The sequence below is a fragment of the Desulfosporosinus sp. OT genome, from assembly GCF_000224515.1.
GTDB lineage: Bacteria > Bacillota > Desulfitobacteriia > Desulfitobacteriales > Desulfitobacteriaceae > Desulfosporosinus.
Genome location: NZ_AGAF01000172.1, coordinates 34,390 through 48,623, shown reverse-complemented (window position 1 = coordinate 48,623; position 14,234 = coordinate 34,390). Strand labels below are relative to the sequence as shown.

The 14,234-nt window shown below is 42.4% G+C and carries 11 protein-coding genes; all 11 read right to left on the bottom strand.

The window, feature by feature from the left end; genetic code table 11:
* Positions 1-57: 57 nt before the first annotated feature.
* The 11 genes from ccsB to DOT_RS16690 all read right to left on the bottom strand — a co-directional run bounded on the left by ccsB (position 58) and on the right by DOT_RS16690 (position 14,017).
* The gene (ccsB, locus tag DOT_RS16740) at positions 58-909 is read right to left on the bottom strand and encodes a c-type cytochrome biogenesis protein CcsB (protein ID WP_009621201.1); all 852 of its coding nucleotides are present in this window, start codon (positions 907-909) and stop codon (positions 58-60) included.
* A 15-nt stretch (positions 910-924) separates the two neighbouring features.
* Positions 925-2,238: a cytochrome c biogenesis protein ResB gene (locus DOT_RS16735; RefSeq protein ID WP_040412553.1), complete on the bottom strand. Its 1,314-nt coding sequence runs from the start codon at positions 2,236-2,238 to the stop codon at positions 925-927.
* A gap of 93 nt (positions 2,239-2,331) precedes the next feature.
* Positions 2,332-2,922 carry a TetR/AcrR family transcriptional regulator gene (locus DOT_RS16730; RefSeq protein ID WP_009621199.1) on the bottom strand — a complete coding sequence of 197 codons (591 nt, stop codon included), beginning with the start codon at positions 2,920-2,922 and terminating at the stop codon, positions 2,332-2,334.
* Between the two features lie 297 nt (positions 2,923-3,219).
* A complete protein-coding gene (locus tag DOT_RS16725; protein WP_009621198.1) occupies positions 3,220-5,016 on the bottom strand; it encodes an Ig-like domain-containing protein in 1,797 nt (598 codons plus the stop codon).
* 64 nt (positions 5,017-5,080) lie between these two features.
* Entirely contained in the window at positions 5,081-6,364 is a 1,284-nt protein-coding gene (locus tag DOT_RS16720) for a cytochrome c3 family protein (protein WP_009621197.1), read from the bottom strand.
* A 144-nt stretch (positions 6,365-6,508) separates the two neighbouring features.
* Positions 6,509-7,540, bottom strand: coding sequence for a 6-bladed beta-propeller (locus DOT_RS16715; RefSeq protein ID WP_009621196.1), 1,032 nt, complete (start codon positions 7,538-7,540; stop codon positions 6,509-6,511).
* A gap of 228 nt (positions 7,541-7,768) precedes the next feature.
* On the bottom strand, positions 7,769-9,508 hold the full coding sequence (locus DOT_RS16710) for a cytochrome c3 family protein (RefSeq protein WP_009621195.1): 1,740 nt from the start codon (positions 9,506-9,508) through the stop codon (positions 7,769-7,771).
* Positions 9,509-9,621: 113 nt separating this feature from the next.
* Positions 9,622-10,605, bottom strand: coding sequence for a 6-bladed beta-propeller (locus tag DOT_RS16705; RefSeq protein WP_139024234.1), 984 nt, complete (start codon positions 10,603-10,605; stop codon positions 9,622-9,624).
* An 18-nt stretch (positions 10,606-10,623) separates the two neighbouring features.
* Complete coding sequence (locus DOT_RS16700) at positions 10,624-11,328, bottom strand: tetratricopeptide repeat protein (RefSeq protein WP_009621193.1); 705 nt, start codon at positions 11,326-11,328, stop codon at positions 10,624-10,626.
* Positions 11,329-11,361: 33 nt separating this feature from the next.
* Positions 11,362-12,576 carry a NapC/NirT family cytochrome c gene (locus tag DOT_RS16695; RefSeq protein ID WP_009621192.1) on the bottom strand — a complete coding sequence of 405 codons (1,215 nt, stop codon included), beginning with the start codon at positions 12,574-12,576 and terminating at the stop codon, positions 11,362-11,364.
* A gap of 187 nt (positions 12,577-12,763) precedes the next feature.
* On the bottom strand, positions 12,764-14,017 hold the full coding sequence (locus DOT_RS16690) for a NapC/NirT family cytochrome c (protein WP_009621191.1): 1,254 nt from the start codon (positions 14,015-14,017) through the stop codon (positions 12,764-12,766).
* Positions 14,018-14,234 lie beyond the last annotated feature (217 nt).

Here is a 14,234-nt window from a genome sequence, read left to right as displayed (position 1 = left end):
AATATCTACCTGGTTATAAATTAATAAATAAATACTACCTGTTCTGCCAAATTTAAATTATTGGGCGTATGAGTGTAATCCTGGTAAGAAGTAGTTAACTCCAAAGAACGTAAATAATACTGCTGCGAAACCAAAGACAGCCATCCACGCAGCTCTTTTTCCTTTCCAGCCATACATCAACCGAGCATGCAAGTAACCTGCATAAATAATCCAGGTGATCAAAGACCAGGTTTCTTTGGGGTCCCAAGACCAGTAGGTTCCCCAAGCATAATTTGCCCATATTGCGCCGGTAATAATGCAGAGCGTCAAAAGCGGGAAGGCAAATCCAACAACTTTATAGGCCAGTTCATCTAGTATTTCTAACGCAGGGAAACGCGAGACAATCCCCTGCGGGCTGGCTTTTTTTCCGGTGTCTTCTTTACTAAGTTTAAGCAGATACATAATCCCCAACCCGAAAGATACAGCAAAGGCACCGTAGGCAAACATTGCCGTGATCACATGAAATGTGAGCCATTGGCTCTTCAGTGCTGGAGGCACGGCTTGAGCAATTCTTTCTTCAGGCCCCATACTCATAATAATGAACATCAAAAGCAGGAAAGGAATAGGCATAACAAAGGCGCCAAGGGACCTGAGTTTATAGCGAAATTCAGCGTACAGATAAACAGCCATAATTCCCAAACAAAACGTCAAGAGGAATTCATAGCCATTGGAAAGTGGCGGATGACCTGACGTGATCATCCTAAGGATGATGGCAACAGTGCTGGCGATTACTGCAATGATCGTAAGAGACGTTGCTAAACGCCCAACAAATTCTTTTTTAGTGCCTAACCAAACCCAGTACAACACCATACATAAGGTACAAGCCATTACTAAAATATAAAACATACTTGTTTCGAGGCTCTCTAACATACCGTACCCTCCTCGTTATCTCAACATTTTTGTGACAGAACTAACAAATTGTTCTAAAGCTTCGCGGGTACTAACTGTCGCCTTACCAGATAAAACTCCCACTGTTAAGGTTCCTTTTATTTCGTTTTCGGATTGAAGAATCCCCGAAAGAACCACGGGTTGCCAGTAAAAGGAAAGCAGTAATCCTCCCAGCAACAGCCCACAACCTAGCCAAATAACAGCAACACCCGGATCCTTCTTGACTTGTAACCCGGTAAATCCGGCTAAACCATTAAACGTTAATTTATATTTTCCTTGCACATCGACCGTTTGCCCGGACGAAAGCTTTCCAGATTGGATCGGGTCTGCTCCGCTACCTTTATATATTTGAAAAAGAACGTCTGCCTTTTGTGAAGACGAACTCGGATCAATTGCGGTTACGAGATATAGGTCAGTTCCTGGCGCCTGATAATAACCCTGTCCCTGATCCTGTAAAATGACCGGAGTTTTTTGACCATTCATATCTGCCGTAAAGCTGGCACCATTGGCAAAATTCGCTTGATAGAAGGTAACTCCCTTATAAGCAAAGGGATGGTTCACCGACAAGGTCTTTCTTGCCACTTCTTGTCCATTTTCTAGAATGCTCATATCCGTATACCAATTATCGCGTTCACCGTTAGGCAACATCCGATCCTCAGCAGAATTAATGCGAACACTAAATGTATCTGTGACCTGCCCCTTGGATAGCTGAATTGCTTGAATCGAGAGAGTATTACCAGCCCCCGCCATGAAGTATCCTTTAAATCCTAAGATAGAACCTAACAAGGCTCCAATGACTAAAACTACAAACGAAAGATGGGTGATGAACGATCCCCAGTTCCCTAAGCGACGTTTTACGGCAATGAAACTCCAAGAATTGCCTTGGTCGTTAAGCGTCAAACGATATCCTTTTTGTTTTAAGACTTCCTGGACCGATTCCCGCAATGGGACCAACTCACCTTGAACCACTTTTCTCGTTTTTTGCGGAACTCGGGCCAGATTAGATGGCGGCGTTAGTTTAAACGTCCGACGATAAATACCACCCAGTCGCTGAAGACTACACACAATGAGATTGATACATAAAAAGCCCAACAACAAGCGAAACCAAAAGGTATTATAAAGATGTGTAAACCCCATCGTTTGCCATAGTTGGCCCACAGCTTTAGCTTTTTCAGGATCTTGCTCGGTCTGGGGTATTAATGTTCCTATTCCTGCGACAAAAGCAATAATGCCCAACAAGGCTAGCCCGAGCTTCATTGAACTAAAGGCTCCCCAGAGCCGGTCTGTTAAACTCTTCGAATCTTCAACCATCATTTGCCCTCCTAAGTCTAAGACCTATCGTTGTATTATTTGCACAACTTTATCGTTATATGCGATATTCAATCAATACCCTTAACTAGCCTCTTACTTCTTAATAACACCTTCTAAGAGTAAAGAAAGTTTATGATTGATATTTTCCATAAAGGGAAGTTCCAGGTTACTGCCCATTGTAGACTGAAGAATTCCTGAAAACATCTCATTAATTATAGAAGGGGGGATGTCTCGCCTGAGCTCATTATTAGCTTGTCCTTCTAAGATGATACTGGATAGGATCTCTTTAAATCTAAGACCATGAGGTGCCTTTCTATCAACATTTTCACTATTTCGGTAAAAGTTCATATATAAACCTATTAGTGGCTGGTTTTCTTCATAGGTTTTTCCTACGACTTGTAGCATTTGGGATATTTTTTTGGTTGCGTTAGCACCTGAAGTATAAATATCTTCAAGGGTTTGTTGAGCATTGGCAACTCTTTCAGCAAGGCAGTATTTCAGAATCGCTTCCTTGGACTCGAAGTAATTATAAAAAGTACCCGTTCCAAGGTCTGCTTCCTCCATTATCTCTGCTACAGTCGTTTCATTTAGTCCTTTTTTGTAAAATAATTTTAAAGACATTTCAGAGATAGTCTTTTTGGTCTTTAATTTTTTCCTCTCACGTCTACTAATTTCTTGCTGCATTTTACCACCACCCGAAGATTTTTTTCTCCCAAGAATATGAACGAACTCAAATACTGAATATGTTCATTTTTATTATATTTACAAGTACTGAGAGTGTCAATGACAACAGCCCCATGAATGCATTCATTTTAATAATTTATTCATTAATTTTAAAGACATATAGAAAGAGGCTACACTTTGGTAAGGGTAGTCCTCTTAAAAAATCAGAACTGACTCATTGAAAAAATCGCTGTTTTCAACAGCTTTGCCCTAAAAGCTAAATTTTTCTTATAAAACACATGTGACAGAGCAACTATCTCACGCTCCAGAATCATAAATTGGCTCGTTTACAGGTTCAGGTATGTGACAAGACGTTGTACATGAGACATGCTGCCACAGACCAGTCTCTGCGCCACTATCAATGTCTGTAATCTTGTTGTTTTCACCAACTAAAGGATTATTATCATTGGTAGAGCCGACCAACCCTTTCCTGAAATATCCATGGGATACTAATACATGACATGAAGAACAATCAAGTCCCACATGCCCTCCAGAACTGCCTGAAAAGTTATGGAGATTTGGTTGCAAAGCGTTCGAGAAACCAGAAGAGGTATTATCTGATTGACTCGGAGTTCCATATTGGGTTGAGGCATGACATTTAAAACACAACTCATTGCCTGGACTTAATGTAATATTACCAGTTGTGAGTGTATGAGGGTCATGACAATTGGCACACTCAGCCTGGTGGCGATACGTTTGTGAAAAGTCAATCTTGACAGTTGTATGGCAACTCAAACATTGATTATTAGCTGATTGGACGTTCAAATTTGGATTAGCTGAACTGTGTGAGGCATGACAAGTACTGCAATCAATTCCCTGATCATAATGAATTGATGACTTAAAAGCAGATTTATCCCATCCCTTGGAATCCTTTGAGTTATGGCAGACGATACAGAAGTCGACCCCTTGATAAGCGGTCGTCGTGCCGTCTGAAGCACGAAGTAAGTTTGGATAATCCTCTCCCTGCTTATTTTGATCACCATGCGGATTATGGCAATCTGTACACTGCAGTGTACTTGGAACGTTAGGGTTTCCGGTATCCATAATCGGATGATAACTTTGAGTCTTGCTGAGCGACTCTATGGATGGATTCATTATTTGCCTGATGTTAGTACTGCTTCCAGAACCATCATGACAGGTATAACATACTTGGGTCTGGGTACTTTTGTTTAGAAGTCCCTTGCCTTCAGCTGTGTGGGTTTGATGACAAGATTTGCAGGCAGCACTATTGGCGATGTAGTTACCATGCGGACTAAAATAAGGGGTCGTACCGGTTGTGAATGACCAATTGAAATCCTGGGCTAGCGGTATTTCATTTCCATTTATATCTTTATTTGTTTCTTTAACATCTTTGGTAATCATCACTTGATAGTTTTCATTGGGTTTTAGATTTGTCGTTGGTGTAAATTTAGCCGTTCGAGTTTGTAGGTCATATGAAATGCTTTGTGCAGCTACTGGATTGCCCACTGAATCTTTAAGGACAAAGGTAGAATTATTAATAGTTCTTGAGTCCATATCATGATTAAAACTAGCTTGAATGAGCTTGCTCAAGCTAACCATAGAATCCCCAGGCAATGGCGTCGTCAAAATAACGGAAGGAACTACAGCTTGCGGAGAATCAGCCGTTTTAAAGGACCAAGTATAATCTTGAACCAAAGGAGTATTATTACTATCCTGTACACCCGTTGTTAGAATGACCTGATAATCTGTCGATAACTTGAGTGGAGCTGCTGGAATCAGCACAGCTATAGGATTCGACGGGTTAGTATTCGTAGGGTTTGTAGCCTCATAGTGAATACTTAATAGATTAACTTGTTGTGTAGAATTTTTAACTGTTAACTTGCAATTTGCCGGTGTAAAGGTTGCTGGATCCATGGCCAGGTCAAACGTAACATAAATAGCGCTCTCAGGGTCTACCTGCGTTTGTCCAGAGGCTGGGAGAGTGGAGATTACGGTTGCTGTTCCCGATGTCGCATAGACAGGAGAAGGAGAGTTAATTAGAATAATTATTAGAGTTGTAATTAAGGTAATGCTAAAATAATTTTTAGCGCTCACTTCATTCCCCCCTCTCACTAACAGGGCCAGTATTTTTGCTTCATAATTGCTCTTATAATAATCCTCATTTTTTATGGCAGTCTTCACACACCTTCATGCCATCCATTCTTTTTAAATCAGTTGATACGGTCGTTTGAAGGCTTGTTCCATCACCTGTCACTACGGTAGAAACATTAGCATCTTTAACCGTTGAACCATGGGAATAGTGGCAAGTAAGACACGTCATTTTATCCGTATTGTCCCTGGCTGTTCCTTCCAGAGGCAGCGTTGTCGTTAAAGATTTATCAGCTGGTGCAATATTTACAGGATGGCGATACACTCCGGGCGTACTATACTGTGATGCGGTCGGTGCCGCTGGGCCACTCCCACCAGCTCCAGCAGCGGCAGTATAGTCAGAGTGACAACTCTGGCAAAGACTTTCTATCCCGGAGATATACACTGGAGTCTCACCTGAACTTGGATCGTTAGCCTTGGCGCCCGCAACCACACTAACATTGACTGGAGTCAAGATATTCGGCGCACTAGGAACAGAAATAGTATTTCTCAGCATGCGGTAGTTACCCGTAGCATGCCCACTGTGGCAAGTTGTACAACCCATAGGTTGACTGGCGTTCATCCCACCCGGTGCTGAAACAGCCGTAGTCTCATCGACGTTATGGGTAGATGTCGTTGACCCACCTGCCCAAACATCTCCATCAATTCCATTATGCCCAAACGATCCACCTAAAGAACGTGCAACACCATCTGCAGTCTTAGTATAGCCATTGACCACATCATATTTGGAATTTGTTAACCCCTCATGGCAAGTAAGACATAAGGCTGATGCCGTCGGCACATTGAGGAGTTGTTCTGTTTTTCCATTGTGCGTAATATGACACGTCTTACAGAGATTCGTATTACTCATATAGTTGTCATGAACATTAATGTCCGGAGGGAAGACATTAACCGGCCTGCTATAAGCGCTGATTGTAGTAGTTTCTCCCACGGTCTCTTTGCTCCGGAGGCGATATATGATGTTAGTATAATTCGGCACCCCTTGACCAACATTATTATCTGTCCAGTTTGCTGCAGTAATATTAGCCAACAACACAAACGTTAATCCACCGTCGGTACTCTTTTCAATATCGTAGCTAATAACTCCACCGTTGACTGGCGACACCGCTGGCCAAGCTAGTGAGATCCGACTCGTATTAAGCGGCTGGTTTTCCGGTGCCGCAATGTCGACTGAGACATTGTTGATGCCTTGTAAAACATCGGCTCTAACTACTTGATTGGACCAAGAGGAAGACAGACATATAAAAACAGCAAAAAAGAGAATTCCCAGACAGAGCTTTGAAAAGATACCCATTATTTACCACGACCTTTTTGAATAAATAATGCCCTTTGGACGCATGCGTTCTTCTTTCACTCAAAAGCCAATAGATAACCTGTTACAATAACCTGTTACAATACTCTGTTCAAAATTTATGAAAGAGGCGTAGGTTTTCTATCCTTAGTAGCCGAAAACCTGCACCCGGTTATTTTCTCGATCAGTTATATAAATTCTTCCGTCAGTATCAACGCATAGTCCATTAGGGAAGTTAAACTGCCCGTTACCACTGCCCATCCCACCGAAGGTCCATAACTCAGAACCAGTCTCATCATAAGCTCTAACACTATGCATAAAAACATCGACAACCAAAACAAAACCTGAATCGGTGACTGCCAAACCTCTTGGCAAAGCCAGCGGACCATTTTTCCCTTGTGATCCAGTAATCTTAGACAAAAAATGTCCTTGCTGATCAAAGATCTGAATCCGGCCGTTATTAGAGTCTGACACATAAACCGTGTCATTTTTCCCTACGTATAAGGCATTAGGATATTGAAATTTACCGGCTGTCGTCCCTGCTCCACCAAAATATCGCAGAATTTTTCCGCTAGTATCCATGACTAACACCACCTGATTGCCCACATCCGCCACATACATAAGGTTATTAGCCCCGACCTGAACTGCTGTCGGACGAATAATTTCACCCTGTTTACCAGTCGTTAATTGCAACCTTTGCTTATTTAGCAGCGGCTTCTGCTCATTACCTTTAGCATCAAAAACAAAGAGTTCCATTAAGTTGGAATCAGCAACATATAGCATATTATTACTGAAAGTGAGTGCAAAGGGATAATTCAACTTCCCATATCCCCAAGTAGCGACCCATTTACCATTACGGCTATAGACCTGTACCTGCGAGTGTCCAGTATCCGCTACAAAGACACGGTCAGCGGAAACTGCGACAGCTAACGGACCCTTGAGTGAATTGCCCGAATTGGCGGGATTGTATGAATTATTTCTTCCATCAATCGTATATAGGTAATGAGGTAGACCAGCTTTTACAGTTTCAGCAGTTAAGGGAGCAACCGGGAAGCGAGAATGAACTTTCCACCAGTATCCTCCGATTCCGATAACAACCAACAATATTAAAACAGCAATTAAGCGGTATTTCTTAGAAAAAAATTTCCGTGTGAATCGGGCGAATCGTGAAAAAGCCATATCTTTAACCTTCTTCCCCAGTACAAGGCGGACAATTTTTCTTAAGCGGTCCGCGTGTATCTGGTGTACTTTCAGATTAGTTTATCCATTACATAACCCCTCCATGTAATTATTTAACCGAATAAGAGGTCTGCCTCAAATCTAGTTAGGGGGTTTTTAGAGAAACCACCTGCACTAGGCAGGTGGTTTCTGTTGGTTTAGACGTTTATTTCTACTTCTTGGTTATAATTATTTAGTACCGTAAGGGAGAGTAGTTGCATTAGGATCTACCCAACCAGTAGGAAGGTTTGTACCACCAGTGCTATACTCAGTAGAAGCATTAACACCGGAGCTGACGCCTCCTTGTACCCATTCGTTGTTGATAAAGTCTCCGGAGTGGGAGCTGGTATGGCACTTCCAGCAAACTGACATGTTCGTGTAACGTTTGAGAGCTGAAGATGGGTTCACATCGAGCATGTAGTTTGTTGCGGCTGCCACATCACCGGCAAATTGTCCTCCTGGCGCACTCAATGTTGCAACTGATTGATCTTTGGAATCGAGCATTACAGTAGCGTCTGTACCATGAGCGAAGTGACACTTCAAGCAGGTATAGGTGTCGCTAGTTGTGGTGTGACGGAATGCTTGAGACCATACACCTGTTTGAGTTCCGGATTTAGCAAGGTAATCCGTGTGGCAAGCGGCACAGAAATTAGCAATTTGCGCACCATACCCAGCCTTAGCGTAGCTATTGATATCGACTTGTTTAACTGGTATACCATTAAAGTTTCCTTCATCAATTGAGCTGAAGTCAAATTTAACAACGACTGCTCGAGAAATGTCTACTGTTGCAACTTTAGTAAGACCGGTTGCAAGACCGTCTTTAGCATATGCATATCCAAGCTTAAGGATTAGATCAGTGCTTGTGGTGGGGTTTGGAGAGTATGAAAGTTTCGCTTTGCTAGTATCATAGAAGTTGGTAAATGTTGTATACTTACCACTACCCGCGGAGTCATTAATCCATGGAGTTATATCACGAACCCAAGTTGTACCACTTTTTTTCATCAAAACAATAACTGGAACGCTTGAAGCTTCCTGGGAAACAGGATTTGCTCCCAAAGAAGCATCTCCGGCCGTCGTTCTATAGGCAATGACGTCAACGGGTACGGCAGTAGTCGCTGGCAAAGTAGTGTATACTGTTCCCCCAACTAATTTCAGACCACCGCTTTTTACCGGAACATTGCCAGTAGACGGAGTTCCGTCTGCATTTAAATAAGTTCCAACTGTTTTTTCGAAATACATATCAGTGCTACCGATACCGTTCGGGTTGTAGTTAAGCAAACGATCACTGTATGAACCGTGTGGAGAATGGCAGCTTGCACAGTTGAATTCTGAGTTCCAGCCTGTTCCTCCATCGACATTTGCGCTTGTATCCTGATGGTTACCACCAGGCGCCGCTTTGGTTTCCATAGCACCTGTCGATAAATGCATTGATGCGTTTCCGGCCTTGTTGCCACCAAAGGTTCCAGCTGTAGAACCATCAAAAACGTTTAAGACGCCAAGTGTACCATCATGACAGGCAATACAGGTATCATACACACCATCTTTAAAGAGTAAGTTATCTCCTGCCGCGGTGTGTGTTTGGTGACAGCTTGCACAGGAGTCAGTGTTGTTTTGGTACTCCCCGTGAACTCTCTCATTAGGTTTGACTTTAGCTACTGAAGTGGCTGTTGTACTATCATTAGTTCCTACACCTACCCCAGTTTGGTTGGCATTAAATAGACCATTGTCATGAGCGGCGTCTGTCGTGGAAATAGTAGTTGTGAGATCATTTCCCGGTACCTGATCACCAACAGGATATTGAATAGGATAAGTTCCTCCAGCGGTGTTAGTGCCATCACCACTAGTATTGGCTGCGAAAGCTACGCCTACTATGGATAATGATAATACCATAGTGAGCCCAAGTACGGAGCCTAAAAATCTTTTCTTCATCTAATCTGTTACCCTCCTTCTTTTTGCGCAGAACAATTTCCTTCTTCCTATATGCCTTATCTAGCCTTGCCTATAGGACCCCCCCTCTCGATAATCCCATTGATGAATCCATATTACTTATACACAGCTACTCTCTGGTTCGAGGAATCGGTAATGTAGACGTTGTCGTTTTCGTCTACAAAGAGTCCGTTCGGCAGAGAAAACTGTGTATTGGATTCCCCGTTGCCACCAAAAGTAAAAAGTTTCTTGTCAGACTTGTCACTAATATCAAACCCATAGACAAAATGGGTAAGATTACTTACAACGTAGAGGATACCTCGGGAGTCAATCCCAATCCCTCGGGGGTTCACGAATATAGAATCACCAACGCCATTTGCAGACCCGTTAATGGCGCGTACATATTTGTAATCTTTGTCAAAGACCTGTACTCTTTGATTGCCAGTATCCACTACATACAGGTTGCCGTCTTTATCGACCGTAAGCGCGTTTGGTGCCTGAAACTGCCCTGCTTTCTGGCCTAGCCCTCCAATTTCCTTGAGAAGCTTTCCTTCTAGATCGAAGACAAGCACTTTACTTTTCTTGATATCTGTAACATAAAGTTTGTCACCGAAAATCCTCAGACTACCAGGTGCTTCGATGATCTTTTCATTGGGACCCTTCTCAGCAAAATACTTTATAAATTTCCCTTTGCTATCAAATACGGAGATACAACCATTGTAGAGATCGGAAACATAAACTTGGCCTTGTTTATCCCCAGCAATCCCATAAGGAAATTTAAATTCTCCTTTTCCTGTCCCTTCTTTGCCAAATTTGAAGAAAGGTGTTCCCCCTAGGTCAAAGACCTGAACTCGTTTATTATTAGTGTCTGTTACATAGATAAATTGGTCTATTACAGCAACATCCATGGGTTTGTTGAGGGCGTCGTCACCGAAACCGCCGTAGATCATCTCGCTAAAGACTGGTTGAGCCTTACTATTGACCACCTTCTGAACCTGCGCCGATAAGTTGGTGTCTTTCCATAGGAAGAAATAGCAAAACACTGTGGTTACTAGAACAAATGTTGCTAACATACTAAAATACACTTTATTTTTTTTCATTATCTCACTCCATCCCTATTACTTGAGACGCTCTAAAGCTGCGATGGCGGGTTTGTAAAGTGGATCGTACGAGAGAACTTGTTTGTAGATCTGGGTAGCTTCATCTTTTTGCCCTTGAGCTTCTGCTACCATACCAATCTCATAGATAATATCGGTATTTGCCGGCATCAGCTTATTAGCTTGACTTAACGAATCTGTCGCTTCTTTATACATTTTCAGGTTTCGATAGACTATCCCCTTTTGGAAAGGCACCTTGTAGTCCCGAGGTGAAAGTTCACCTGCTTTACTTAACTTTTGTAAGGCCTCGTTGTATCTTTTTTCTTTAATCAAAACCAAGCTTAAGTTGTAATAGGCATCGAAATCCTTAGGATCAATAACTAATACTTGGTTAAATTCTTGAATCGCCTGACCATCGTTTCCCTTAAGGAAGTAGGTGTATCCGAGATTTACTCTTGCTTCGGTGTTATTAGGTTCCGTCTGCACTTTTTGTTTGTAAAATTCCAACTGGGCATTGACTCTCTTCATGTCAAGATCGCTCCAGAAGAAATATTTTCCGACACCGTACCATCCTCCTACACTTACTACCAGAGTTAAGAGAATTAAAATTGCGCTGGTCAAAGGTGTGAAGCTATCCTTTCGAGATTTAGGAGACTTAATAGAAGGCGGCTGTTGTACCCTGATGGTTCCAACTTTATTATTTAAAACCAAGTTATTTTCAATCATTTTGATTCCTCCCAATTTTTAAAAGGTTCAATTTTATTTTTTACTTGATGAATGACATTTCCCGCACGTATTTTCGCTGTGACAGGTATAACAGAACTCAGTTACTTGCGGTTTTTCCGGTAAGGGAACTGGATGGCTCCGTTGCCAGGGAATTTTATTGTGAATCGACGGGTGACAGGAAGCACAAGTAACCTTCGTTACCGGGGAATCCCCTCGTGGATTGTTGTCATGACAGGTAAAACACCTATCTTTATTTTGCTCCGCCAAACCCCCATGAGTCTGCTTGAAATCTTCTATATGACTTGGAGGACGTTTTTGGTGACAATCCTTACAGAACGTGTTAGCTTTGGCATAGTCACTTGCTGATATGATCGACGACTTTCCATTGTCCTTAGCAAGAAACTGTTGAAAAGCACCATCATTCTCTTTGGAAACTGCTACTGGCTCCTTACTCATATAGGAGTGACATGAATCGCAACTCTTAATATCCTTGCTTGCCAGTTCTCCATGTCCCCCGTTAATAAAGGTTTCAGCCTTATGCGAACTCGGGGTCATCGAGGTTGTGTGACAAGCACTACAATTTAAGGGTTCGTTTCGTACTTTATGGCAATTTATACAGACATCCATGTTCGGTCGAATACTTGACACATCTGACATGAAGTTTTTTCCTGTTGATTCGTCCCATTTTCCGTAATCTGTTACGAAGGTCGCCCGTTTCTCTGCTATATTTCCATGAGCAACCCCAGTATGGCATTCAGTACAACTGACCCCCGCTTGGGTGTGGTTGCTATGCGGGATAATAAGATCTCCGGAAGGAGTCACCTTCCGTGTATTCATGTCATGACATTGAGTACATGTTGCATCTGGGATCGGTGTTGTCGATGTAATCGCAATCCCATAATTACCCGTAAGAGTGGCAAACAGCTCCTCTACGGTAATAAGCTTATACTTGACTTTGGTCATGATACCCGGCTCAACATGGCAGGCAACGCATTCTAACTGACTGTGCGATGAAGCTTGCAAGGTATAAAATTCAGGTTTCATTAGATGACACGATGAACAATAAGAAGTCTCGGATGTCTTCTGAAATGTTCCCCAGAAGAGGGCTGCTAAGCCAACTAGTATAAAAAGAACAATTAGTAAAAATTTCTTCTTGGTTTTAAACAATTTGACGCTTATAACGCAGCCCTCCTCTCCACTATTACTGGGGTATATAACATTACTCCGGTCAATCCTGGTTAAATTCATGACGCATTGTTGCAAACTTCACAATCTGGTGCGCAAAAAACGTTTCGTAGTACAGGAGAAAATATGGCAGTGTAAGCAGACCTCACTACGAACCGGATATCTGATCTCTACCGGTAGAAGATAGCCTCTTACACTGCTCATTAATAATCTTTAGTGGGTTTTAACCTATTAACGTTATAATCCAACTTTAGTTGACCTTATTGTTTTTGAACCAGTGACATTGATTACAGTTAACCGGGTTAGGACTAGAAAGCGCTTGTCCTGGAAGCTGGTTTTGTGGTGATTGAGGCTGAGGGGTTGGCTTGTCAATATCATGACAAGTTAGACAACCGTCAGATCCTTTAGACTGTATGACCACAGGATGGGCCGGCAACCATTCTTCTTTGCCGGCTAAGTGCCCTTCAGGCCGCTTGGCATGACAATCTGCGCAAAATGTGTTGCTACGAGCATAATCTTGTACCTTGGTATTCTTGGTAACCAGAACACGCTCTTTTTCCCGTGAATGGCAGGATGCACAATAAGTGACATCTTGGCTGGCAGTAATTCCGTGAGTTGTTTTCCAATCGTCCTTTTGATGAGAATCAGGGGTCTTGATTGCTGTGTGACACGCACTGCAATTCATGGGAGGGTGCAATCCGCTGATATTGGTGGGCGTTACGGATTGGGCGGGCTCAGAAAGCTTACCGGTAGCATTGGCTGCCACTTGTTTCAGTTGTCCCTGTTCCTCCGCTCGCTGCTTTTCCGTCTGCCCTTGGCCTTGGTTCTCTAACCAGGGCTTCTTCCCTTCGTTTACTTGTTCGTGACAGTTAAGGCATACTTCCATTGCCAGTTTTGTATCATCAAAGGTGCTTACTGTTTCGGCTTTAGTTGCCGTCCAAGTCGAATCATCTTTTTTCGCCGTTAAACCCCGTTCGACAACATAACCGTGAACCACACCAGCGTGACAGGCTACACAAGCAATCCCTTGTTGGAGATGTTTGTCATGAGGAATGATGATATCCCCCGATGCCGTCACTTTACGCGCAGTACTATGACATTCTTCGCACACTTCATTTTTTATCGGGTCAGGCATAACGATTGTTTCTGGGATTTTCCCCGTAAGATGTAAATATAATTGTTTAAGCGAACTCATCTTATGCGTAACCAAACTCACGGCACCCGGTTCTATGTGACAAGTGACACATGCAATCTTAGAATGAGAACTGGTTTCCCAAGTAGCGTATTCTGGGGACATTTCATGGCAGCTGCTACAGAATTGTGGCGTCGATGTTACCTTTAAAGCCACCCCAGTTAGCAGAGAAATCGCTACAACACCGCCTAAACCGACTAACAACAGTTGTTTGCGGTTAAAGCTTAACAACTTCTTCTTGCTGCCGGTAATAAAGCGCCCTACCTTAGCGAACGATTGTTTGACCCTGCTCCCCATTCTCTTGAAAATCATTAGGTTGACCTCCGTCTTTTAGGCGTTAATTCGATATTATTCGACATAATAACATATATATTTCATAAATATCACAAATTATTCACAAATTCGACTTCATTTTAACATAAGTCATTTGATTTGAATATAGTTTCATTTACCCAATATATGGAACAAAAAAAGGAACCTGTAATTCATGTAATTACAAGGTTCCTTTTAATTGTCTAAATCTTCAAAT